The organism is Tenacibaculum sp. Bg11-29 (assembly GCF_002836595.1).
GTDB lineage: Bacteria > Bacteroidota > Bacteroidia > Flavobacteriales > Flavobacteriaceae > Polaribacter.
In genome coordinates this window covers 4,433,150-4,457,378 of sequence record NZ_PJBB01000003.1, presented here as the reverse complement: position 1 = coordinate 4,457,378, position 24,229 = coordinate 4,433,150, and the positions used below count along the sequence as shown (strand labels likewise).

22 protein-coding genes are annotated in these 24,229 nt (G+C 28.1%); 14 read left to right on the top strand and 8 right to left on the bottom strand.

What is annotated here, in order from left to right; genetic code table 11:
• Positions 1-90: 90 nt before the first annotated feature.
• The 8 genes from CXF68_RS20050 to CXF68_RS20015 form a co-directional block, all read right to left on the bottom strand.
• Complete coding sequence (locus CXF68_RS20050; RefSeq protein WP_101047116.1) at positions 91-1,284, bottom strand: hypothetical protein; 1,194 nt, start codon at positions 1,282-1,284, stop codon at positions 91-93.
• Positions 1,285-1,477: 193 nt separating this feature from the next.
• Positions 1,478-2,518, bottom strand: a complete 1,041-nt coding sequence (locus tag CXF68_RS20045; RefSeq protein WP_101047114.1) for a metallophosphoesterase — start codon at positions 2,516-2,518, stop codon at positions 1,478-1,480.
• Between the two features lie 112 nt (positions 2,519-2,630).
• Complete coding sequence (locus tag CXF68_RS20040; RefSeq protein WP_101047112.1) at positions 2,631-3,122, bottom strand: OsmC family protein; 492 nt, start codon at positions 3,120-3,122, stop codon at positions 2,631-2,633.
• A complete protein-coding gene (locus tag CXF68_RS20035) occupies positions 3,109-3,609 on the bottom strand; it encodes a MarR family winged helix-turn-helix transcriptional regulator (protein ID WP_101047110.1) in 501 nt (166 codons plus the stop codon). Before CXF68_RS20035 ends, CXF68_RS20040 begins: the two co-directional genes overlap by 14 nt.
• Before the next feature lie 456 nt (positions 3,610-4,065).
• Positions 4,066-4,809 (bottom strand): SDR family oxidoreductase, encoded by a 744-nt coding sequence (locus CXF68_RS20030; RefSeq protein WP_101047108.1) that lies wholly within the window; start codon positions 4,807-4,809, stop codon positions 4,066-4,068.
• A gap of 76 nt (positions 4,810-4,885) precedes the next feature.
• On the bottom strand, positions 4,886-5,368 hold the full coding sequence (locus CXF68_RS20025) for a Crp/Fnr family transcriptional regulator (protein WP_255398705.1): 483 nt from the start codon (positions 5,366-5,368) through the stop codon (positions 4,886-4,888).
• 88 nt (positions 5,369-5,456) lie between these two features.
• Positions 5,457-5,891 (bottom strand): hypothetical protein, encoded by a 435-nt coding sequence (locus tag CXF68_RS20020; protein WP_157822019.1) that lies wholly within the window; start codon positions 5,889-5,891, stop codon positions 5,457-5,459.
• A 19-nt stretch (positions 5,892-5,910) separates the two neighbouring features.
• Positions 5,911-6,567 (bottom strand): ATP-binding cassette domain-containing protein, encoded by a 657-nt coding sequence (locus CXF68_RS20015; protein WP_101047102.1) that lies wholly within the window; start codon positions 6,565-6,567, stop codon positions 5,911-5,913.
• Between the two features lie 375 nt (positions 6,568-6,942).
• On the opposite strand from CXF68_RS20015, the gene prfA reads away from it, so the two are divergent.
• The 14 genes from prfA to CXF68_RS19940 all read left to right on the top strand — a co-directional run bounded on the left by prfA (position 6,943) and on the right by CXF68_RS19940 (position 24,117).
• Positions 6,943-8,019, top strand: coding sequence for a peptide chain release factor 1 (gene prfA, locus CXF68_RS20005; protein ID WP_101047097.1), 1,077 nt, complete (start codon positions 6,943-6,945; stop codon positions 8,017-8,019).
• Between the two features lie 689 nt (positions 8,020-8,708).
• Positions 8,709-9,170, top strand: a complete 462-nt coding sequence (locus CXF68_RS20000; RefSeq protein ID WP_101047095.1) for a hypothetical protein — start codon at positions 8,709-8,711, stop codon at positions 9,168-9,170.
• 35 nt (positions 9,171-9,205) lie between these two features.
• Complete coding sequence (locus CXF68_RS19995) at positions 9,206-10,567, top strand: DUF5458 family protein (protein ID WP_157822018.1); 1,362 nt, start codon at positions 9,206-9,208, stop codon at positions 10,565-10,567.
• Between the two features lie 518 nt (positions 10,568-11,085).
• Positions 11,086-11,514 (top strand): GPW/gp25 family protein, encoded by a 429-nt coding sequence (locus CXF68_RS19990; RefSeq protein WP_101047091.1) that lies wholly within the window; start codon positions 11,086-11,088, stop codon positions 11,512-11,514.
• A 79-nt stretch (positions 11,515-11,593) separates the two neighbouring features.
• A complete protein-coding gene (locus CXF68_RS19985) occupies positions 11,594-13,366 on the top strand; it encodes a type VI secretion system baseplate subunit TssF (RefSeq protein ID WP_101047089.1) in 1,773 nt (590 codons plus the stop codon).
• A gap of 9 nt (positions 13,367-13,375) precedes the next feature.
• Complete coding sequence (locus tag CXF68_RS19980) at positions 13,376-15,814, top strand: AAA family ATPase (protein WP_101047087.1); 2,439 nt, start codon at positions 13,376-13,378, stop codon at positions 15,812-15,814.
• A gap of 9 nt (positions 15,815-15,823) precedes the next feature.
• Positions 15,824-16,804 (top strand): hypothetical protein, encoded by a 981-nt coding sequence (locus CXF68_RS19975; RefSeq protein ID WP_101047085.1) that lies wholly within the window; start codon positions 15,824-15,826, stop codon positions 16,802-16,804.
• A gap of 21 nt (positions 16,805-16,825) precedes the next feature.
• Positions 16,826-17,722 (top strand): TssN family type VI secretion system protein, encoded by an 897-nt coding sequence (locus tag CXF68_RS19970; protein ID WP_157822017.1) that lies wholly within the window; start codon positions 16,826-16,828, stop codon positions 17,720-17,722.
• Between the two features lie 52 nt (positions 17,723-17,774).
• The gene (locus CXF68_RS19965) at positions 17,775-18,926 is read left to right on the top strand and encodes a hypothetical protein (RefSeq protein WP_101047081.1); all 1,152 of its coding nucleotides are present in this window, start codon (positions 17,775-17,777) and stop codon (positions 18,924-18,926) included.
• A 58-nt stretch (positions 18,927-18,984) separates the two neighbouring features.
• Positions 18,985-19,482, top strand: coding sequence for a type VI secretion system TssO (locus tag CXF68_RS19960; protein WP_101047079.1), 498 nt, complete (start codon positions 18,985-18,987; stop codon positions 19,480-19,482).
• A gap of 51 nt (positions 19,483-19,533) precedes the next feature.
• Positions 19,534-19,989 carry a type VI secretion system TssO gene (tssO, locus tag CXF68_RS19955; RefSeq protein WP_101047076.1) on the top strand — a complete coding sequence of 152 codons (456 nt, stop codon included), beginning with the start codon at positions 19,534-19,536 and terminating at the stop codon, positions 19,987-19,989.
• Between the two features lie 6 nt (positions 19,990-19,995).
• Positions 19,996-20,937: a PKD domain-containing protein gene (locus CXF68_RS19950; RefSeq protein ID WP_101047074.1), complete on the top strand. Its 942-nt coding sequence runs from the start codon at positions 19,996-19,998 to the stop codon at positions 20,935-20,937.
• Positions 20,934-23,336: a type VI secretion system protein TssR domain-containing protein gene (gene tssR, locus CXF68_RS19945; RefSeq protein WP_101047072.1), complete on the top strand. Its 2,403-nt coding sequence runs from the start codon at positions 20,934-20,936 to the stop codon at positions 23,334-23,336. Before CXF68_RS19950 ends, tssR begins: the two co-directional genes overlap by 4 nt.
• 1 nt (position 23,337) lies before the next feature.
• Entirely contained in the window at positions 23,338-24,117 is a 780-nt protein-coding gene (locus CXF68_RS19940) for a DUF5457 domain-containing protein (RefSeq protein ID WP_101047070.1), read from the top strand.
• Positions 24,118-24,229 lie beyond the last annotated feature (112 nt).

Below are 24,229 nucleotides of genomic sequence, written 5' to 3'. Positions count from 1 at the left end.
TTAAGAGTAAGAATGTAGGTGAAAAACCATAAAATAAGTAAGGTGTAACCGTAAAATAAATTATAAAATAACTGTACTACTTAAAGTAATTTAGTACTCCATAAGTGTCTTAAAAGTAGTATTTAGTTTATAAAGATTTAAGTTGTCTGAGAAAGTGATTTTAACTTCTTTCAGTTTTTTATCTAACTCAGATATTTTAACATCAATTTTATTTGCGTCTCCAATATTTTTACTTTTTTCAAGAACTTTTTTTAATGTTGATTGGTAGGTTGATAGAATCGATACATATTCGTTACTTAAAGACTCTATTTCATCTCTTATAAATTTCGCTTGATTTAAAGCATAGTTTGGGTATAATAAAAGATTATTTGTAAGATGAACATTATAATCTAATGGCTTTAAGTTTATTATTTGATTAACTTTTTGCTGAACCATTTTTTCAGTGTAATGTTTATTAATTAGCCCAGTAAGTGTTAGGTTTTTACCATGATTAGGTATACTGTTCGGACTTAAAGTATTTGTGCGCTCTTTAGTATATTGAGTTAGTAGTAAAATTAAACCTTCTTTTCTAATATCTAAATTACCTAGATTTTGTTCAAATTCAGTTTGCGCTTTTGCCAAACCTTCATAGTGTTCTAAGTACACTTTTAAAGATTTTTTTAATTCAATAACGTCGTCTATTGAAATGTCTTTTCCTTTAAGGGCACTACCCATAACTAGGTTTACAATAGATTTTATTGAGTTTACAACAGGAATTGCGCTAGATATTGTTTGCGCAATAGGTGATTTGATAATATTATCAACAAAAAGTAAAAATTTAGATTTTTTTACTCCGTTTACTTTCTTGTTTTTCTTAATGATATTTTTCTCAATGATATTGGCTATGTCATGAGATAAACTAAATCCTAAGTCAGAATTATTAGGGTTATTTAAACTAGAGACTTGAGTAAGGTAATCACTAGTTGCGTCTAGTTGTTTAATCGCATTTAAACTAGCGTTAGAAGCAAAAACAAATTCTGTAGTATTTATTATTTTTTTTGTTCTTTGTTCTAGCTGTTTTTTAAGACTGAAAAGTTCTGCGTCAGAGAGTTCCTTAATAATCTTGTTATTTGAAACCATTAACTCTTCAAAGTTATCAATTTTATAGGCTATGGTGTCAAGCTTTTGTTTTGTTTTTAAAAGATCAAAATAGTTCTTGTAAATTACGTTAACTGAATCTTTTAAAGTTTGACCATTTGTTATGGTGGTAGAAATTACGATTATGATTGTAATTAACTTTTTCATGTTATCGTTGTTGATTGGTTAGTTTTTGGGGATGTATAATACTTGAGTCCGTTTTAAGGAGGAAGCGAAGTTAAATTATAATATTATAAAAATCAATAATGATATTAAAGTTATAAATATCACAAAAATTGAAAAAAACTTAAACTCTAGTAATTTTTTAAAAAGTTTATAGATAGAAAATTAAGAATGCTTATTAGTTATCCTTTTTATTGAATTTTATTTTCTTACCATCTAAAGTTCCTCTATAGTATTTGTTGTTTTTAATAAGTAAAATTTCTCCATATTTCCCTTTTTTAATACTAGAGTCTACACCAAAAATTTTATGATCAAATAATTGAACAATTACTCCATTAGAGCAATGCCCTACAACTACATGTTCAGATTCTATTTTTTTTAAGATTCCTGAAATGTCAGCATCTTTTAAATTATCATTAAAATATCCACGATACCATATTAAACTTTTTTTACCATAATAGGTGTTGTAAAAATTTGTAGACTTCATTTCTTGTTTAGTCCTGTCAATAGATTTTCTCATGATTTCGTTAATATTTTCAATATTAAAATCACTCTGATCTATAAAGTGTTTAGATACACCTCCGTGAGCAAAAACAGTATTATTTATTTTTATAATAGTCGGTTTTGATCGTAGCCATCTACCGATAACTGTTTTCTTGTTATAAAGTTCATCGTAGTTTAAGTTTAGTAATTTTGAGGTGGTTTTGTATTTAGGACTTATATATCTTAAATCTTTATGAAGGATCATGTATTCATGATTTCCTAGTAAGAAATGTACACGACCACCTTTTTTTTTCGCTTGTAATTCAAGTTTGTAAATTAACCAAAGTGTTTCGTTAACCTTATCACCTCTGTCAAAAATGTCTCCAACAATAACCAAATGACCTTTACCAAAATTCCAATTTAAATTTTTGTCAATAATTTTATTATTCTTTAAAAGCTTAATTGCTAGGTCGTATTTTCCGTGAATATCACTTAATGCAGCAATTTTCTTTACTTTATTAAAAACTGATTTTTCAGAATTAAAAATGGTATCATATGTGTTTTTCTTTAAAATTTTAGAGGAAACTTTACCATTTATTATTATTTTTTCAATTAGCTCACTATTTTCTATGAAAATATATGGGCCATCTGAAAATTTAGAATTTTCATTTTTTTGACTAAAGATAGGTAAAACTGAAATGAATAATAATATTATATATGTGTAGTTTTTAATCATCGTTTTGTTTTACTTACTTTATTAAATGTCGAGTTAGCGAAGTTAATTTATAAAACTATAAGAGTCAAATTTAAAAGTTTGTATGCGTATTGAGTTAAAGATGCATTAAAGTCTATTTTTCACCAGTACTGTTATTTTTTATAACTGTTTTAGGATTGTGGTTGATTTTAAAATTACAAGAGTTCGCAATAAAGCACATTTTATTTGCTTCAGTATGTAATTCATTTGCTTTTTTACGGTGGTCATTATTTTGAATAGTTACCAATGGATTTAAGGTGACTTCTTTAAATTTACCACTACCGTTGTTCGTTTCTTCCATTACTCCAGTTGCATTATCAATATAATCGGTTACGATTATTTTATGAATGCTACATAAGTGTAAATACCAAAGCATATGGCAAGATGACAAAGATGAAAGAAAGAGGTCTTCAGGATTATATCTTGACTCATCTCCTAAAAAAGATGGGTCAGAAGAAGCTAGTATTTCATTATATTTTTCTTCTCCCGAAATAATATGATTTCTATTATACGATTTGTAATTTAGAGTTCCATTTCCTTCATTACCTGTCCATTCAACTTTAACGTTGTAATTATGATTTTTCATTTTCAGTGCTATCTAATTTATCGATTATTCTTTGTCCAAATGACGTTTTATCTAAATTTGATTCTAATGTATCTAAATGTTTTAGTATCGTAATATCTTCATCGAGTAATTCATAAATGACCTTTTTACCAATTCCCCATACTTTTTCAATTTCTGGCAAGGCATCGATTGATTTAGAAGTGATATTAAAAACTGTTTTTCTTTTGTCTTTAGTGTCCTTAGAAATTTTTAAATAACCTTTTTTCATCATTTTACTTGTTATCGTATTTACTGACTGATGTGTAAATCCCATACTCTTTGCAATTTCCATTACTGATATGTTTGGTTTTTCCTTTACAAGTATTAAAACTAAATACCAATTAGGTTCAATGTCCATATCTATTTGTTTGTACATTAACCTTGTGCTGTGACTCATTTTATCACTAATCCGTTTTAACCTCGTAGCTAAAGCGATATATCCCATTTCATTTATTAAATCTGCACTCAATTTTTTTAAATTTCCTCAAATATAAATAAAACGCAGTTAACTGCGTTTTATTTATAAGCTAAATTAACTTTTCTCTATGTAGTGAACTTGTTAAAAGTAGAAGGGAGGTAATGCAAACCATTTTCGTGTAATTTTATTACACTTTTAAATAATAAAACTTGTAGGGGGGATGAACTACGGAAATTGTTTTTTGTAAAGAGATTGTGTATCTAAAACAATTAGAAGTTATGTCTGTTTTTTAGCTAAATATATTTATAAATATTATTAACTTTTAGAGGTCAGTTGATAATTACGAATATTTTAATTGGAAGACCATGGGTAATGTCTGGTTGAGCGCAGTCGAAACCTGTTTTTTAGAGGTTAATAGTTCTCGACTGCGCTCGAACTGACAATAAGGGGTACATCACCTTATTTAAAACTAGTTACTTAATGATATGTATTTAACTACTGACTTTTTTAACTTTTTAAATTGTTTAATTTTTTTAAAGCAAATTTTGGAGCAAAACGAGATAGAAAATACAATAGTTTGACCTTGGCTATCTTTATCTCTGTTTTGTTACTTTCTAAGCCCTTTAGCATTTTTAGAACAGCTTTTTCAGGTGTGATTGCAATTTTGGGAGGCTTTCCTTTGTGCCAAGGTGTTTTTACAGCAGGAAACATAACTTCAATTACTTTAAATTTTGTGTTTTTCATTTGTACTCTTAATACTTGGGTGAAAGAATGAAGTGCTGCTTTGGTAGCATTGTAAAAAGGATAGCCAGATCTAGGTAGATAGATTAATCCACTTGTAATATTTATTAGAGTAGGGCTGTTGTTTTTTTGAATGATTGGAATTAGCTGTTTTATTAATGTTATAGGGCCTATAAAATTAATATCCATTTCTAATTTTGCTTTTTCAATAATATTATCATCATCTAAAAAATTTGTTATGTGTACGATTGCAGCATTATTAATTAAAACATTTAACTTAGAGTGATGTTTCTGTATCCAATTAACTAAATTAATACATTGTTTTTGGTCTGATACGTCACATTGAAAAATCTCGATTTCAGGAATGTTTTTTTTAACTTCAAATAGTTTCTCTTTAGATCTTCCACAAATTATTATTTTGCTGTTTTTTTTAAGAAGTTGTTTGCTTAGTTCTAGTCCAATTCCAAAGCTACCACCTGTAATAAGTATTGTGTTATTTGTTAAAATCATTTTTGATTTACTTTTGTTTTATTATTTATAATAAAACAAAAGTAAATTGGTTAATTTGGCTATGCATTGACCTGTGTTAAGTCAGCATATTTCTTCTTACTCTACTAAGAGATTCTGGTTGTATGCCAAGATAGGAGGCAATAATTGCTTGTTTTATTCTCCCTTCCATTAAAGGGAAATCTTTTAAGAAATTTTTATATCGCATTTCTGCATTTAGTAAAAGTAAATCCCTTTCTCTTTTTTCTTTTATAGAAAAGCCTTTTTCAACAAGAGAAAGTAAAAATTTTAACCAAAAACTATCAGTTTCTATCAGGTTTTTCCATTTTGTATAGGGTATTTTCAATATTTTTGAATCTTCAAGAGCTTCGATAAAAAAATGAGAATTAGATTTTGATATCATTGCAGAGTAAGAAGTAATAAAGTTATTTTCGGTAATAATTCCTTTAGTATATTCAATACCTTTTTTATCAATGTAAACATATCTAAAAAGCCCAGAAATAACAAAAGCAAGTTTCTTAGGAGTTTCTCCTTTTCTAATAAAGTATTCAGTCGAACTTATGGTTTTTACTTGTCCAATAGAAATTAGTTCATCAGCTTTATTAATAGGTAATATTTTTCTAGTTGATTGTTCTTAATTGCTACGAACATTAGTTTTTAATATTATCAAAAATAAAATCAACAAAAAATTCATTATTAGAAATTTTACACTTTAATTGTTGTTTATCTAAATAATAATGAATTTTTTTAGGGAACTCATTTTTTTGATTCTCGCATACGAAAGAAGAGTCAGAGTGCTGTGTGAATTTAAATAATGTTGGGGCTTCGTTTACACCTTCAATTTTTAAATGAAGCGTATCTTTAATTGTAATAACACTCATTTTTTCTTTAAAAATAGTATCTAAATTTTTTAAAGTGAAGCCAATTCCTGTTAAATCATTATTCCAGAAATCAAAAGTACTCTTGGCTGGTTTTTCATTGATTCGCTTCCATTTACCAATTAACCAAGTAGGTTTTTTAAGGTTTTCTTTAGAGTTACAAGAAAGTAATATGCTTATAAATAGTAATAAAATTCCGTTTTTCATAAGTGTAAAGTTTCTGTTTTTATAAAGTGTTTGCATAGTTGTATTTAATGAGTTCTTGGGGTGACGTTAATAACCGATTCCAGCCATCTTTTAATAGATATAAGGTGTTAGAAACATCTAAGATCTCTTTATACAAATGATCTGTAATAATAATTATTTTATGCGTTTTCTCTGTCTCTAGTATCTCTTTTATTTTTTTAATGTATAATGGCGATAAATGAGAAAATGGTTCGTCTAATAAAATAATTTCAGCATCAGATTTTACAATAACATAAGTTTCTATTAATCTTTTTTCGCCTCCTGAAAAATCAGAAAAAGAATGATCTTTTTGAGATTCAAAATCAGGGAAATCAATTAAAAAATCAGAAAAAGAGGTATTAAAAAAACTAAATGAGCTTTTTAAAGAAATGTTGTTAGGTATAATATGAAATTGTGGAAGGTATTTTATAAATGCTTTTTTGTATAATGGAATTAATACAGGTTTATTATCAATCCTTAGTAGCTTGCTTTTTGGTTTTAACTCACCAAATATAATTCTTAGTAACGAAGTTTTTCCAGAGCCGTTACTTCCTAAGATTCCTGTAATTTTTCCTTTTTCAGCTTTAAAATAAATTGCTTTTAATATTTCGGTAGTTCCAAAGTTTAACTCAATATTATCAATTTCTAAATAATTCATTTCATATAAATATTGGTACAAACGAGAATTGCTAAGTTTATAAAAAAAACAAACAAGTATAATTTTAGTTCTGTAATACCCATATTATAGTAAAAGTATAGCTTTTCTTTTTTTTTATCACTAATAAAGCGCTGATAACTCCAAACTAAAAAGGTTGCTGTTGTTAAAGCAATTGTAGCGAGTAACATAATATTAAATTTTAATAAAGCAAAAAGGGCTAAGGCTAGTGGGGGTAAAAAGGAGGTCTTGTAAAAAATAAAATAAAGTTTTAATGTTTTCATAGTTCGTAATTGATTTTAAATCTAATATAGTTAAATGAAATTTAAAAATAATTCCGATAAAAAATGTAAATTCGCAAACCAGAAAAGCTAGAAGATGTTAGATAAATTAAGAATTATAAAGCAACGTTATGATGAGGTTTCGGATTTAATTATCCAGCCAGATATTATAATGGACCAAAAACGTTACGCTAAGTTAAGTAAAGAATATAAAGATTTAGGTAAGGTTGTTAAGAAAGGTGATGAGTATAAAAGTCTGAATGATTCAATTGAAGAAGCTAAAGAAATTATAGCTGATGGAAGTGATCCGGAAATGACGGAAATGGCTAAGATGGAAATGGACGATGCTAAAAAGCGTATTCCTGTTTTAGAAGAAGAAATTAAATTCATGTTAATTCCTAAAGATCCAGAAGATGCTAAGAACGCGGTTGTTGAACTTAGAGCAGGAGCAGGTGGGGATGAAGCAAGTATTTTTGCAGGTGAATTATTTAGAATGTATACTAAATATTGTGAAGGTAGAGGATGGAAAGTTTCTACAGTAGATTATTCTGAAGGTACCAATGGAGGATTTAAAGAAATTCAGTTTGAAGTTTCTGGAGATGATGTATATGGAACATTAAAGTTTGAGGCAGGTGTACATCGTGTACAACGTGTACCGCAAACAGAAACACAAGGTCGTGTACATACATCAGCAGCTACTTGTATGGTTTTTCCGGAAGCAGAAGAGTTTGATGTAGTAATAAACCCAAAAGAAGTACGTATTGATTTTTTCTGTTCATCAGGTCCAGGAGGTCAGTCGGTAAATACAACATATTCGGCAGTGCGTTTAACACACATTCCTACTGGTTTAGTGGCACAATGTCAAGATCAAAAATCACAGCATAAAAATAAAGAAAAAGCTTTTAAAGTATTACGTTCTCGTTTATACGAAATGGAGTTAGCAAAGAAAAATGCTGCTGATGCTTTAAAAAGAGGAACAATGGTTACTTCTGGTGATAGATCTGCAAAGATTAGAACTTATAATTTTCCGCAAGGACGTATGACAGATCATAGAATTGGATTAACCTTATATGATTTATCAAATATTATAAATGGAGATATTCAGAAAATTATTGATGAATTAATGATGGCCGAGAATACCTCTAAACTAAAAGAATTAGGAGAAAGTATTTAATTTCATCGATTTATTATAAAATAAAAAAACTGCAAGTGAAAACTTGCAGTTTTTTTATTTTAAATAGTTAAGACTAAAGAGAGTTTTGTCTCTGTATCTATTATTAAAGTTGTTATTAGTAATTGTTGCGTAGGTATTTGGTTAAGTTTTGCTTCGAATTGTACATAATTTGTGATGGTAGTTACTTTTAAGTGTTAAGCTTAGGTTAGTTTAGAGTTAAACATTCTTCAGTATTAAAATTTTTGTCTCTTAAATTAAATTTTTGATATTTTTTTACCCTAAAATATACCATAGTATGCTACCAAAAGGGTAATCAATATTTTATAATATTAGTTGTAGGAATGTTTAGTAAAGCGTAGTTTTTTATTATAAATTAGGGTTTTTAATGAGTTTGTATAAATAAAGGTTTGTTGTTTTATGCGTAATGGAGGTGTTTTTTATGTGAATTTAAACTTTTCCGTATTTCAAGGTGGTTTTCTTAATTGTATCTTTTTTCGTATTGTTTAGGTTTCGTTTTAAGAAAAGATATTCTAATTTCACCTATTATTTAATTAGAATGTGCCTAGATTAAACATTGTTTTTTAAGAAGAAAGTATGTATCTTAGCACCGCTTTTGTTTGTTTAATTAAATAAAAGCAACTAGAAAAAGAAAATTACAAATAAATATATAACTCAAAAACAAAAAAAATATGTCTATGTACAACTATGGTATAGGTGGTAATGAAGTGAAAAAAGATGCAGGAGAAGCTATTGCTGATATCCCTTCTAACAAAACTTTATTAATTCAAAAATTAACAAACGAAGCGCCAGTAACTCCAGAAGCCGTTTATGGTCTTCAGACAGTAGAAGAAGTGTTTGAAGAATTTGCTCCAAATGTTGAAGTCGAATTTCAAGACGAACAAGGAACAGATGTAAAAGAAAAAATTAGTTTTAAAAACCTTGGTGATTTTGGATCTAAATCAATTAAAAAGAATAGCGCCTTTTTAAATAGATTAGATATTGAAAAAGAACAAAATACCAAAATAATTCGTCAACTTACCTCTAATAAAGGATTGAAGAAAGCTTTAGAAAATCCTGAAACGAGAGCAGCAATTGCTCAAGTATTACAAGACTCTTTAAGTGAAATCGAAGGAGGGAAAAGCAATCAATAGTTGAGAATTTAATAAACTAATTACAATAAATTATTATGTCAGTACAAGCAAAAGAAAAAAAGAGTGCGTCTATACAAGAAAAACAAATTCAAAATTCAAAATCTGCAGTTGAAGTATTAGCAGAATATGGAGGTTTTTCTTTTTTAGAAAATATAATCGATGGTTTCTCTAACCTTAATCCAAAAAGAAAAGCAAGAAGAAATATCTTTCTTACTGATGAACAATGGGAAACAGAAAGAAAAAATTTAACAAATAGGTTAAATATTTGGATCGACTTGTTAGGTAGCGGAAAGGATACTGAAGGAATGCGTGATATCGCAAAAGACCGTTCAGAGAAAGCAGATCTTACATTAAATGCGAATTTAAAAAAGGCGCTTAAAGCTACAGAAGACTTAGAGAGATCTTATAGATCGGTTTCGCTTTTCTATAAGAATGCAGAATCAGATAAAATAAAAAATGTTACAATACTTAACGCTGATTTAGATCAATTAAAAGATTTAGATAATACGTTATTTATTGATTATGTTGGGAATGAGTTAAAGCAAAATTTTGATCGTTTAGACCTTAGAAGTAATTACGGAATATTAAATATCCCTGGGTATTTAGGTTCGAATGCTGTAATAGATAAATGGTCGAAAATAGCATACGATAATAAAACGATGCTAGTAACAGATTTTCAAGATTTAGAATCTCCAGACGATGTTGTAGATATCTTTTTTAACGCAAATCATACGGGAGGAGATGTTTTTAAATCAAATACATTAATGTCTTGTAACTGGTTGTTAGGTAGAAAAAAAGACGATGTTGTAGGAGAAGAAGATAACTTATATGTACCACCATCATCTGCACTAGCTGGAAAAATTTACAGTACTTTAATGTCTCAAGTTGTTGCTGGAAAAAAATTCGGTGGAATTAATGAGGTTGAAAGTGTTCGTTTTGATCTTAAAAAGAGTGAGATTTCAGAATTAGAAAAAATGGGATTAGTTCCTATGGTTAATGAATATAGTAAGGTTATGGCGTTCTCTGCTAAAACATTATTTAACGGTGATAACTTAGGGTTGCAAACATACTCTGTAGTAAGAGTATTTGATCATATTACCAAGGTTCTTTTTGATTTCTTAAATAGAAAAGCTTTTGAAAACTGGACTACTCGTACAGAGGCTGATTTAAGAAGCCAAATCGTTAAGTTTTTAGACGGTGTTCAAGGACCATCTAAACTTATTGAGAAGTTTAAGGTAATGAAAATAGAACAAGATCCAAATCAAAAGGATAGAGTGTTGTTGGATATACATATCACACCATACTTCCCTGCTAAAAGTTTTGTTATTCAATTAGACGGTCATAAAGGAGATGGGCCTGAAAATGCTGAATGGCATAGTGAATATAAGCAGGAGTAATAGTAAGATAAGAATACTATTTATTTATAAACTATTATTTTAAGTAAAAGTTAAGAAGCATTTATGAGTTATTAAATTCAGTTTGTTTTATAACTTTTACTTAGATGATGGTTATACTATGTTTTTTTAAAATGAATTCGATTTTAGAAAAATATAAGTAATAAGTATTACTGGTTTTAGGTGTTTTTTGCAAATATTTTTTATGTAAACAATATAGTTTATCTATTGTTAATTTATCTTTATATAAAGAAGGTTATAAACCTTTGTTAAGGGTAGGTTGAATGTATCTTTTATTTTAGATGTTTTTTTACATAATATACTTACAGTAAATTAAAGTGAAAACTTTTTAAAGTACATCGCTTTATAGTTGTAATTCAAAGAGAGCTTTTAGGTCTTATAAATTATAATTGATTACCACACCCTTTTCCAATAATATGTTGTTTGTTTTTTAAAATATGAAGTATTATGCTATCTATTTTGAAACAAACTAGATTGTATATACTAAAATCTAAAAGCATATGAAGTATTTAAAATTACCTATAGATTTTTCTGGCATGTTACATGGAGAAATACAAAACAGGTGTTTAATAGAAGAGTCTATTGCTCAGTATATTATGATGCAAATTACTAGTAGATATGGAGAAGTTGCAGGAAGAGCAGATTTTGGATCAGATATATGGGAACTCGAATTTAATCAATTAGTGAAGATTTATGAATGGGAAGAACGTGTAAGAGTATCATTGCTAGAATCAATAGTTAAGTACGAAACAAGACTTACAGATATAAAAGTAGGTGTAAGTTTAAGTGAAATTGATACTGATATAGATTCAGAAAAGTATTCTCAAGTAAGAAGAAAAGCAGTGATAAACGTATCAGGAAACATAATACAAACAGGAATTGCTTTTAACTTTAATACATCTTTGTACGTAAGTCCTTTATCTCAGTAAAAAAGAGTTTAATGCGATGATTATAACTGGAAGTTCTAAATAGAATGCAATCATGAGAATTCAATAATAACCTAAAAGTATGGTTAATAACAATTATAAAAAAATTAAAGAACGCATGAAAATGCGCTCTATGCAGCTGTGGGGTATCGAGAATACTCAAAAAGTAGATCCAGTTGTAGAGATGTTTTTAGATGTATTCTCTTATGAGTTATCAAAAGTACATCAAGAAGTAAAAGTATCTGATGCTAAACTTTTAGAAAGAATATCAAAAATATTGGTTAATGAAAGTTGGTCATTGCCTACACCATCACATACATTACTAAGCGTTCAACCATCAGAACAGATTAGTAAAATAGAAAAAACGACTCAGTTATATTTTCAAAAAATTGTAAAGGGAGAATTAAATGACGTTTTTTTTACACCAATTAAAAAACAAACACTTTTAAGAGCTAATGTATATTGTACTGCTTTAGACAGACAGTTAATTTTTGATACAAATAAAGGATATAAACATATTATAAACTCTTATAAAGAAAGTAAAATACCAGAATATACTATTTGGGTTGGTATTGATATAGAAGAGTCTTTATTAAACGATATCACTAAAATACCAATAAGTATTTTATTAAAAGATTCTCACCTCGATCCATACCTTAAAATGAGTAAGGTGAAAGATAGTGAAGGTAATGAGCTAAACCTATATCAAGAAGTAGAAGATTTAACTACAAATAAGGAACATTATTACGCTACAATACAAAAATATTATCATGACTACTTATATACTTTAGATCTTAGTAATAGCGCTAAGAAAAGACAGAAGTTAACAGATAAATGTAAGGATTTATTTAACCAAGAAGAGATAGAAGAGTATGACAAAGAACTTTTTTGGTTAGAAATAACATTTTCAATTGCTTTTACGAAAGAAGAATTAGAAAAAATAGCTATTTCTACAAATACATTTCCTATTGTTAATAGAAAGAGATCTTACAAACAACATAGTTTAAAAAGAAATGGAAAAATAGTTTCTCTTTATTTTAATGAAAAAGAATATTTTTTAAATGCAGAATCTCTTATTGACAATCAAGGGAGAAAGTATAAAAACGCATTGAAAAACGATATAAATAATATGGAGGGAGCTTTTTCTCTTTATTATGGAGATATTGAGCAGTTTGATGAACGTAATGCAAAATCTATTTTAAGTGATGTAATACAAACCGTAAGGGAAGAAGGAAGTTCTTTCTCGGCAGTAGGCTACGATTTATTAAATAGTTACTTAGAAGACCTTAATGATAAGTTAGATACTTTAGAACGTAAAGTGAACTTTAGATTTAAAGATGTAAGTAATAATAGTGAAAAAGTTTATTTACAAACAATTCCATATAAAACATCAGACACGTATGAATGTGTTTATTGGACTACAAATGCTGGTTTGGCAAATGATATTAAGGAAGGAACTTTACTAACACAATATCAAACAATTGAATTAGAGTCAGATAGTATACGGTTACTAACCGATACTGTTGGTGGAATTGTAAAAAAAGGAGCAAAAGAAAAGATTAGTAATTTTAGATATGGGTTATTATCTAAAGATAGAATTGTTTCTAACGAAGACATTAAAGAATTTATACATGTAGCAATTGGCGATGTTCTTAAAAGTGTATCGGTAAAATCAGGAGTTGGAATATCGGTAAACAAAAAACAAGGATTAGTTAGAACTATAAATGTAGAGGTTTCATTAAATGAAGGAGGTAATTTAAGTAGTGAAAATAAAAAACGATTAGGCCATTCGTTAGAGTTACAGTTAGAAAGTAAATCTGTACACAATACGCCATATCGAGTGAATATAATATAAAAAAAATTGATGATAGAGAATAATTTTAGTGCAAGTTTAGTATCAGCAGTACGATTAGCTAAATCGTTTGCAGCTAAAGATAGGCACACAACATATGGGGTGGCACATTTAGCTCTAGCATTACTATATGAATCGACAGGAGTAAGCGACGTATTATCTAGTATGGGTAAAGATGTTGATTACTTGCAAGAATGGTTCGAAATGCGAAAAGAAATTTATGAATCAGAAGATCAAGCCGGAACAGAACCATTACCAGATAGTGAGGTAGATAAAGTATTTGAAGAGTCAGAAAGGTCAAAATTAAAATTAGGTACCGATTATATAGACGGACTTTGTGTATTTATAGCCATTCTTAGAGAAGGTGTTGTATATACAAACAAACAATTAGAAACCCTTTCTGTAACTGAAGCAGAGTTTTATAAGATATATGAATCTCCAGTTTTTTCTTCAAAAAATTTAACAGATAGCGAACAGGTTGAATTAATTGAGTCAATACCATATTGTACCAACCTTATTACTCAAAAAAATCTAGACGAAGGAACCTTAATTTTAGGGAGAGATAAAGAAATAAGAAGTATTTTAGAAAGTCTTGAACGACAAGAAAATAGAGGTGTTTTATTAGTTGGTGATTCTGGTGTTGGAAAAACAGGAATCATTAAAGGTTTAATTAAGCATATTGCAGAATCAGAAAATCCTTTGGTTTCTGAAAAGCAAATAATAGGACTTAACGCATCTAAGTTATTAGCAAATAGTACTAATGAGAGCGATGTCGCTAAGAAATTAAGTGACACTTTTGATAAAATAGGGAAATTAGAAAATTGCCTTTTCATTATCGATGACATACAAATATTAATAGAAGGAACCCAAGGGGGATCAGGAGCTGTTAGTAACTTAATTTCAGCGGAACTTAATAATGGAGGAATAAACCTTATTGCGTCTATTAATCCTGATGCCTATAGAAAAACTATTGAGAAACATTCTATTAACCGTAAGCTTGAAATTATAAAGCTCGAAGAACTAGAAATGATGGTGTTGCTTAAATGTTTAGATAATCATAGATATAAACTAACAGCATATTATCAATTAAAAATATCAGAGGAAGCTATTACCGAATCGGTACAATATTCAAAAAGATACTTTAAAGAAAATAAATTACCTTACGGGGCAATAGAATTATTAGATAGAACACTAGCGTCAGTTCATACTAGTAATGCTAATTCGCTAAAAGAAATAGAAGTATTACAAGCGCAATTAAAAAGTGTGGTTTTGGGTGAGAAAGACTCTATAACGAATCTTTATTTTTTATACCGTTTAACAACAGATAAAGTAAGTCCTGTAATACTAAATAATATTTCAAGTAAATATGATATTCTTGCTATAAAAGAAGAAGATGTATTGGTACAAAGCTTAGAAGCGTATTTAGCAGAAGCAAAAGAAATAGCAATACAACCAATTAAAGAAGTTACAGCACATGAAATTTCTGCAATGGTAGCAAGTATAACAGGAATTCCCATTGGGAAAATACAAGCAGAAGAAAAAGAACGACTCCTAAATATTGAAGAACGTTTACAAGCAAGAGTAAAAGGGCAAGACCATGCTATTACAACATTATCAGATGCTATTATAGAATCTAGAAGTGGTTTAAGTAACCCGAAACAACCAATAGGTTCATTTTTCTTCTTAGGACCAACAGGAACTGGTAAAACAGAACTTACAAAATCTTTAGCAGAGTTACTTTTTGATGATGAGAGCGCAATGATTCGTTTTGATATGTCAGAATTTAAAGAAGAACATTCAGCAGCCCTTTTATATGGAGCACCTCCAGGATACGTAGGATATGAAGAAGGAGGAATGTTGGTAAATAAAATAAGAGAAAAACCATATTCGATTATATTATTTGATGAAATTGAGAAGGCACATAGCTCTGTATATGATGTTTTTTTACAAATTATGGATGAAGGGCATATTCATGATAAATTGGGACGTGAAGGAGATTTTTCTAATGCAATAATTATTTTCACCTCTAATATTGGTAGTCAATGGATTTCAGATCAATTTGAAGAAAATAAAATACCACCTTCAAATCAATTAATAGAAGTAATGAGCGATCACTTTAGACCAGAATTTTTAGGAAGAATTACTGAGGTTGTGCCTTTTGCTCCAATTAATGAAGAAGTGGCACAAATGATTTTTGGTTTGCAATTTAAAAGCCTTCAAAAGCAATTAAAGCAGCAAAAAAACATAACTCTTAATTTATCTGAAGAAGCTTTAAAATATTTATCTAAAAAAGGATATTCAAAAAAGTATGGAGCCCGACCAATATCAGGAGTTATTCGTACATATCTTAAAAAAACAATATCAAGAATGATTGTATCAGAAAGTGTAATTTCTGATGATGTTGTATTGGTAGATTATAAAGACGATAGTTTAATCTGGGAAAAGCAATAATTCATGGTAATGGATTTGGATAACATAAAGAAAAGTGAAATTACAAGTTTTGTAGCTGAAGTATTTTATGGTGAACTTATGTTTATTTTAAAAGATTCGAAAAACAGCAATGTTTGGATACAAAATCATGGTATGAATAGTAGGGCATTTTCAAAAGACGTTCTAGATTTAACTAGTTACGATCCTTTAACGATGATACCTCAGGCGAATAGTGTTTTTATTCATTTAAGCCGTAATAGTATTTACCATCAATTACCCGAAATATTATTTCATCCATTAGTTATTAGTACGCCTTCGATGAGTAATAAAGAGGTGGTAGATGCAATACGTGAAAACCGAAAAAAAGAAGAAGAAAATATTCATTTTTTTATACCCTTTGATACTTTTTTGTTTGAAGAAAAACTAAAATTATCAAATAGGCATCTTAATATTTTTACAGATGATTATGCAAAAGAAAACTTATTTTCTTTTGCAAAAGCCATTATAAAAAAAGACATTCCATTACAAAAAGAACAATTATATAAACTTTTTCTTAATTTATGTAATTCTGAGCAATTAAAAGAAAACTTGCCAGAATTAGAAATATTATTGCGATCTATATTAGGGTTTAGCGTAGCATTAAAGTATCAGTTATGTGTAATAAATGAAAGTCCTTTTATGGCTTTAGGAGATGGGATATTAGGATATGATATAGGTACTCAAGGAGCTGTAATTAGTGAACAAGATAATATTAAAGCTGTTATGTTGCTAGAAGAGCACCAAGAATATAAAGAGTTGCAAAAAAATAGAAGTATTATTAAAAAAATATTAGAATTTTTCACTTTTTCTAATAGAGAGATTATAGTAGCGCATCAAATTCTATACAGTAATGAATTTCAATTAGGAAGAAACTACTTAGGATACGATACTATATTAGTGGCAGCTAATAAAAAAGAAAAACAAGTAAAAGTAAAAGCAAAAGAACAAAACGAAATAATATTAAGTATTTAAAATATATATACCTATAAACTAATGAATGTATTATTACTCTTTTTTTTAAAATACTTACTAGCACCACTCGTTATGATTGTTGCAACGGTCGTTTTAAATACAATTGCAAAAGGAAAAGCAGTGTTAAAGCTGAAGAAATTAATGATTTTTATTTTACTACTAGCAGTATTGTTAATACTCCCTAGTTTATTAGGGTTTTTAAAGTATGAGTTTATATGGGGAGGGTTAGTTATTTCTATATGTAGCTATTTACTTCTAGGCTTTTTATTTAATTGGTTTTCTACCACAAATTTCTTTAAAGACATAGGATTTAAAGAGAATAAGTGGTTAATGATATTAGGGTTGTTTATCGCAGTAATATTAGCATCATGGGCATACTATTTTGTTTTCTCTTGGGCAAATGAATTAGGATATGAATTATGGGCTATGTTAACTGTTTTGTGGTTTTTAGTACCGCCTTTTTATGTGTTTTCTAGAGGCATGTATTTACAAATACCAAGTCCGTTTTATAAACTATGGATTGTTAATAATGAACTTAATGATGAAGAGTATTGGAACAGTGTAGATACTTTTAGATTAATGCAGGTAACAGTAAAAGTTAAGCGATCACCAGAAGCAAAGGAATATGCTTCTTTTTCTGTAAAACTTCCAGAAGATGTAAGCTTAGGTAGATGGTTTAATCGATTTATAGACGATCAAAACATACGATTTCCAAACAATATTATAGAACTAGAAGACGGTAACGGACCTTATGGTTGGATATTATATACTAACAAGTGGTTACCAATGCCTATTTTTACTAGAATGCTCGATTTTGATGGAGATGTAATAGGTAATAAAATAAAAAACAAAACTGTTTTGTATGTACGACGTGTTTCTAAGAATAAAGAAGATGAAGTAAAAGCAACAGCAGAATAATACGAGATATATAACAATATAAATATATATCAGAGTTTAAAAAAATAAGCAGATGAAAAATAAAGAATATTTCCCTGTCAATTGGACAGACGGTGTAAAGCTAACCAAAGATCATTTTATTGAAAATTATTTTAATACAATAAACACCATTAATGATAGTGTAAAAACTAGAATGCACAGCTATGATTATGGTTTGTTAGAAACAGAAAAAGAAAATATTCCTGCGCTTGATATAGAAATTAATACACTTACAGAAGAACGATTAGTTTTGTCTTTAAATGGCTGTAATGCTATTACAAAAGCAGGATATAAAATAGCTTTTTCTAAAGAAATGTATGGAGGTGATGTACCTACTGCAAAAATAGAATCTAAAGATATAGACACTAATAGTAATTTAGAGTTTTATGTTATGGTAACAATAAACCCTTTTGAACTTTTACCGGTAGGAGAGCCTGACCCAGAAGTAATTCCATTACATCACCCATATGTATTACCAAAAGTAGGGCTTAAAATAATTCCTAAAAACCAGTTTAATAATGGTTTTATGGATGCAAGTTTCTTTCTAGCAAATAAAGTGTATTGGCGAAACGGAAATTTTGTTGTAGATAAAGATTACACACCTGCTGTATCTCGAATAGCATATTATAAGCCGTTACATGAGTTTTATAAAAACATAGGACAAGTTTTAGTAAGACTACGTAATTACTCTGTAATTATTAACAAAAAGAATAGAGACAAGCAACAGAGTAATACATTAGTACGAAATACATTTTTGTTAACGAATAAAGTAATGGATTTTGTAGGGCAACACACTTTTGAATTTAATCAAATAGGAGAAGAACAACCACCAGTATACATTGCACAGAAAATATCTATTTTGGCGAACTACTTGTCAAATGAGCTAACCATTATGGAAGAAACTGAAAAAGAAAAATTACTGCAATACTACTATGAATGGATTGATATAAAACCTTCTGTTTTTGAAACCACATTAGGAAATGTAATAGACATGAATTATAATCATCAAGAAATAAACGATACGTTAGATAAAGTAGATTATTTTATGGCTATTATGGATCGATTATGGAAAAGATTAAGTGATTTAGAATATATAGGACAACGAAAAGATAATATTGTAATTAGTGAAGAAAGTATGAGTATTAAGTCAAAACCTCAAAATAAATCTTGGTCTATAATAGATTAGTTTTAATGTATCTAAAAAAAGACTATATATCTACTAATATTTTAAAAATTATAAACGCGTGAAACCTTTAAATTATAAAAAAAGAAGAGCTTCTCAATTGCGATTTTTGCTGGTTTTTTCAATAACACTTACACTACTTTTTTGTAGTAGTTTATTTGCAATCTATACAGGGGAAAAAGGAATAAATGTTTTAGAAAAAAAACATTCAGAGTATAATGATATTTTCGAAAAACAAGCATTTATATCTTTTAAAATAGATGAAATGACGAAGTATTTGTATCGATTGAAAAATAAAAAAAGAACACTGGGGGAACATAAACAATTTCAGGGGTTAATATCTAATATGAGAACTGATGTTGAAAATGAAATTAAAAATACAACATCAGATGTAGAATATCAGTTCCAATTATATATAGAATTGCTAAGGCAAATAAAAGAGATTCAGGAAGTGGTAGATGATTATGAAAACGAATCTGAAGAATATCTATATAACAAAGAGCTGTTAGAAAAATGTAGAGAGAAGTATAGGTCAGAAGGAGGTAAGTCAAAAAAATAAAAACAAACGAATTACGTACTAGTTTTAGTGTGAGAAAATTACATAAGAAATATGAAAACAGATGCATTAGATGAATCTTTTTGGAGAAGGATAAAATTTATATTACTATTTACTTTGTCAATTATTCTATTATATATTTTGCAAACAAAATTTGTAATGAAAATACCTGCGGTTAATAATGGTGAGTTATTAAAAACAATAGGTAATTATGAAAAAATTATACAAAAGCAAAATGAATATACCGAAAAAGTAAAAAAGATTAATGAAGAATTAAAAGTAATGAAGTTTGATATACATCAGGTGCAAAAAAAAGATGAAATAAATAAAAAAATATTTGAAGTTAGATCTGTGTATAAAGAAAATAAAATGAATTCGAAATACTTTTTTGGAATTCAGTCTGCTAATATTTTGCAAATATATTTTGATACACGAGAAGAGTATAGCTCTATGAAAAAGAACAAAAAAATTATAATGGATAACCTTAATGAATGTAAGGCTAATATTTAAAATAAAATGAGGTTTAATAAAAAAATCATATTAATAATACTCGCACTTGCTGTAATCATAACATTAATTATAGCGGTATTGTTACCAAATAAATCAGCCATTGATACAATAGATTTTTCGATATATGACTCTAATGGAAATTATCACTACGAGGTAAAAGAAAAATTAAACTTTTCAGTAAATGATAGTTTAGATTTTAAAAATAGAGATATGGTATGGCATATGGGTAACGGTGATACAATAATGCGATCACATGATGTTAATTATATCTACAATAAAAAAGGAAAGTACCGTGTAACGCTAGAGGTAGACTCTAAATTTAAAATGTCTAAGTTTATAGAAGTAATATCATTAAAAAAGGAAAAAGCAATAGATTCTCTTCCTGTAATTCATGGTGTAGATGTTGGATATGTAGGAGAAGAACTTGTATTTTCATCGTATAGTCCAGGTGTAAAATCTTGGTATTGGGAATTTGGAGAAACAGGTACAGTAGATGCTTATAAAGGTCAGGTGATTTATGTTTATAAAAAGCCAGGGATATATAATGTGAAGCTAAAAACAAACACTACAAAATACCCTGTTAGCCATTTAATTCAAATTTTGCCATTATTTGAAGCAATTGAAGAATCGGAACATTTAGATTCTTTATCAATGGCACAAGAAGATATTAAAAGAAGATTGCAAACGATAGCAGATGCCTCTATAAATAATAAACGAGACTATTATAAAAGTTTAAAACATATAGAAAATAGATATACTTGTAACCAAGGAGATGAGGTAATTATAGTGATTAACGGAGCTCGATATAATGATTTGTATAGTTATTGTCAAGGATTACATTATTTAGAAGGTAAAGGTAAAAAAACCGTAATTATTAATGAAGTAGCAATAGATACTTTTAATTGCGTAAAAAAAATACAAGTAACACAAAGCATAATTAATCAATGATGCATTTAATGTATAAGAAAAAGAAGCGTTTTAACACTTTTACGATATGTTTTTTAGGGCTGTTTTTAAGCCTCTTATCAGGTGTTGTAACGCCTGCTTTTGGGCAGGTTAAGAATTACACGACTGTTAAAAAAAGGATAAAAAATAGCTTTAACTTTGAAAAAACAAAAGATAAACCAGGAAGACAAAATATCGATGAAAGTGTTTATAAAGTGTTTTCAGATAGAGCAGAAAATCTTGTTTATTTAGACCCATATTCGCAAAAATCAGGAGAAAATCAAGATTTTTTAACCCCATATTACGTCTTAGGTCAAAAAAATGATCATTTAAAAATAGCAACAGCAGCCCCTGAAATACTTGGTAAGCCAAAAGGAATGTTCTCTTTTATATTTGGCGATAACTATAGTTTTAAAGAGGGTAAAAGCGTAAAATATGTAGGCTGGATTCATAAAAACAATGTAATACACTATGCACACTCAAAACTAAGTAGATGTAATTACAAACCGTTACGTTATGTTATAGGGGTACATGATGTTAAAACGTTGTATAATAGTGCAAAATTTGTTGAAAAAGATACAGTACATCTATTTAACGACCCTTTATTTAAAGAGAAGAGTGCTAAAAAACTAATGCTAAATCAGTTTGTTTTTTTGTATAAATATAGTGTTGATAAAAAAGCAGCATTGGTTTCTAATTTGGCAAACCTTAAGTTAAAAGACTCTACCGCTAGAACAATGGGTTGGATTCCTGAGTTTTTATTAAAAAAAATAGGACAACAACAAGTATATGCTGTAAATAATTTAGATTCTTTATCTTTTTTAGGGAAAACAAAAAAAGATAAGGAACACATAAGTAAAGGTGAAGTAGGAGATGCATTTATATTTGATGTATCTAAACATCATAAAAGGTCGAAACAAGTAACAGATTCTGTATGGGCTGCAGTACCTTTAAATGTTTGGGATCACAGAGATAATAAACTTATAAATGTAGATGGAGAAGATGTTTTAATTAGAAAATTAAAAGATATAAAAAGAGATAATAAAAAAATTAACTTTCATTATGTTTTTGATTGCGGAAAAGATTTAAAGAAAAAACAACTCTTATTAATGAGTTCGTTGCAAAAAATATGGATATTAATTTCTTCAGAAGAAAAGTATAAAGGATACGAATTTACCTTTAGCGCAAGTTCATATGGCTGTGGTAAATTTTATGCCTTGCCAAAAACAAAATCTTTTTCGTTATGGATTGATTACCTTCAAAATATATTTTTAGATGTAAATAATGAAGTAGTTTCCGAAGTAAATACGGGAGGAATAGCGCAATGTTTTGAGTATGCAATTAGAGACATACCTGCGCAAAGTTTTATGAATAATATTATAATTGTTTCTGGTGAGAAACGTTTTTTTACGCCACCTAATATTAAAGAAATTACCCAGAAATTAGGTGAAACATCATCTAGAATTATTTTTTATCAATTAGAGAGCAAAGTTGACGATCAACATCAAGATTATATATTACAATCCAAAGATATTTTAAGTAAAGTAAGTACGAGTCATGCTAGCTTTATAAGATCATTTATTGTAGAAAATGATTTGATTAAAAATAAAAATACATTTACAAATATACCAGCTGTAGATAACATTTATTTATATGATGCGCCAGATAATAGTACTTACCAAGGAGGTATTACGTTTCCTCGAATAAACAAAGTATTATCGGCAACATCTTTTGATAAAACATTAGATTCAGTACTAAGCAAAACAATACACTTTAATGCTGTATTTACCGGTTCTTTAGAATACCATGCTAAAAGATTAGGATTTCTTAGAAGTAAATCTGGTAATAAAATAAAAGAAATGATTTTGAACGACAGTACCTATGCTAATAATTTAGGGACGTTGCCAAGAAATTATATGTTTGAAAAATATTATAAGAACAAAAAATATACGCAAAAAGACAATCCGAATGCTGTGCTAGGGTATTTACTTAGCAAGGAAGAATTAGAACTTGTTATAGATGGATATAAATCGTTAATACCACTGTATTCTAAAGAAGTAAAAAGAAAAGATAGAAAACGATTGTTTCGTATATATAGAAAAAACAGTAGACTTATTAATAAAAACCTGTTTGTAAAAATCTTAAGAAGAAGAAATTACATGGCAGATTTAGTTTATATAAAAACAGGGATGCCTGTAAATAGTGCGTTTTTATTAAAAACTAAAATCAAACACATTAAACGAAAAGGAAAAACTTCACATGTTGATTTTGCTAGCATAATGAAAGAGCTAAGAAAAAAAATAACGATTTTAGAAGAAACACTATCAAATAAGAAAACGAAAAAGTATAAAGACGGTAGTAAAAAAGAATATTATTTTATTTCAAACAATCAAATTCTTTAAAATGAGTACACCTACAGTTTTACCTATACACGAAGTTATATTAAAAATAATGTATAACGCCGATAGAGAAAAACCAATTGGCTTAACTAGTTCAGATATTTTATGGAAGATTGATAACCCCGAAATTACAGAACGATATGTAAGGGAAGTATTAGGTTGGTTGGTAAGAGAACGAAAGGTTAAATTATATTTAGAAAAATATAGTTTAGATAGGCATGAGTTTTTAACCCAAAAAACCAAAAATGTTGAAGAAGAAGAAGAGGTGGAAGTGTTATCCGCAGAAAAAGAAACTTTTTATATAAAGCCGTCTAAAAAAAAGATAAAAAATATAAGAAGTAAAATATTTTTTTTTACAGGAACACTGGTACTTTGTTTTGTAACTTATTTGTACGTTAATATGCTCAGAGATTATGAAGTTACAACAAAAGAAATAACCGCTAGTAGTATCGAAAAAAAGCAAACTACAATAAGAAATTTATATCTTTCAAATGAAGATGATGAAAATGAAAATGTAAATAAAAAAATAGAAAACATTGCATATTTGTTTTCTAAACAGAATAAGAATAATAAAAATATAAAAAAGGAAATAGCACGATTATATAAAGTAACAGATAGTTTACAAAAGCAACAGCAATCTAAAGTAAATATAATTCAGAAAAAATTAGATGTAAATTTAAATAAAAGCATTAATTACACGAATGGTATATTAAAGAAAATAATACTCTGTAATATATTATTTCTAGTAATAATTGTTTTTACCTTTTTTAAAGGGAAAATATAATTTTTTATTAATATATGTTTTTTTTAAAGAAAAAAACAACGTATATTTATGCAAACAAATGACAATTTAGAATTTTCTTCTTCTTTGTAAAATAAACTGTCATACTTGTATA

Excerpts from the sequence above, each read along its gene's own strand:
- CXF68_RS20050 (WP_101047116.1), bottom strand. The coding sequence starts at position 1,284 with ATGAAAAAGTTAATTACAATCATAATCGTAATTTCTACCACCATAACA.
- CXF68_RS20045 (WP_101047114.1), bottom strand. The coding sequence starts at position 2,518 with ATGATTAAAAACTACACATATATAATATTATTATTCATTTCAGTTTTA.
- CXF68_RS20040 (WP_101047112.1), bottom strand. The coding sequence starts at position 3,122 with ATGAAAAATCATAATTACAACGTTAAAGTTGAATGGACAGGTAATGAA.
- CXF68_RS20030 (WP_101047108.1), bottom strand. The coding sequence starts at position 4,809 with ATGATTTTAACAAATAACACAATACTTATTACAGGTGGTAGCTTTGGA.
- CXF68_RS20020 (WP_157822019.1), bottom strand. The coding sequence starts at position 5,891 with ATGAAAAACGGAATTTTATTACTATTTATAAGCATATTACTTTCTTGT.
- CXF68_RS20015 (WP_101047102.1), bottom strand. The coding sequence starts at position 6,567 with ATGAATTATTTAGAAATTGATAATATTGAGTTAAACTTTGGAACTACC.
- prfA (WP_101047097.1), top strand. The coding sequence starts at position 6,943 with ATGTTAGATAAATTAAGAATTATAAAGCAACGTTATGATGAGGTTTCG.
- CXF68_RS20000 (WP_101047095.1), top strand. The coding sequence starts at position 8,709 with ATGTCTATGTACAACTATGGTATAGGTGGTAATGAAGTGAAAAAAGAT.
- CXF68_RS19995 (WP_157822018.1), top strand. The coding sequence starts at position 9,206 with ATGTCAGTACAAGCAAAAGAAAAAAAGAGTGCGTCTATACAAGAAAAA.
- CXF68_RS19990 (WP_101047091.1), top strand. The coding sequence starts at position 11,086 with ATGAAGTATTTAAAATTACCTATAGATTTTTCTGGCATGTTACATGGA.
- CXF68_RS19985 (WP_101047089.1), top strand. The coding sequence starts at position 11,594 with ATGGTTAATAACAATTATAAAAAAATTAAAGAACGCATGAAAATGCGC.
- CXF68_RS19980 (WP_101047087.1), top strand. The coding sequence starts at position 13,376 with ATGATAGAGAATAATTTTAGTGCAAGTTTAGTATCAGCAGTACGATTA.
- CXF68_RS19975 (WP_101047085.1), top strand. The coding sequence starts at position 15,824 with ATGGATTTGGATAACATAAAGAAAAGTGAAATTACAAGTTTTGTAGCT.
- CXF68_RS19970 (WP_157822017.1), top strand. The coding sequence starts at position 16,826 with ATGAATGTATTATTACTCTTTTTTTTAAAATACTTACTAGCACCACTC.
- CXF68_RS19965 (WP_101047081.1), top strand. The coding sequence starts at position 17,775 with ATGAAAAATAAAGAATATTTCCCTGTCAATTGGACAGACGGTGTAAAG.
- tssO (WP_101047076.1), top strand. The coding sequence starts at position 19,534 with ATGAAAACAGATGCATTAGATGAATCTTTTTGGAGAAGGATAAAATTT.
- CXF68_RS19950 (WP_101047074.1), top strand. The coding sequence starts at position 19,996 with ATGAGGTTTAATAAAAAAATCATATTAATAATACTCGCACTTGCTGTA.
- tssR (WP_101047072.1), top strand. The coding sequence starts at position 20,934 with ATGATGCATTTAATGTATAAGAAAAAGAAGCGTTTTAACACTTTTACG.
- CXF68_RS19940 (WP_101047070.1), top strand. The coding sequence starts at position 23,338 with ATGAGTACACCTACAGTTTTACCTATACACGAAGTTATATTAAAAATA.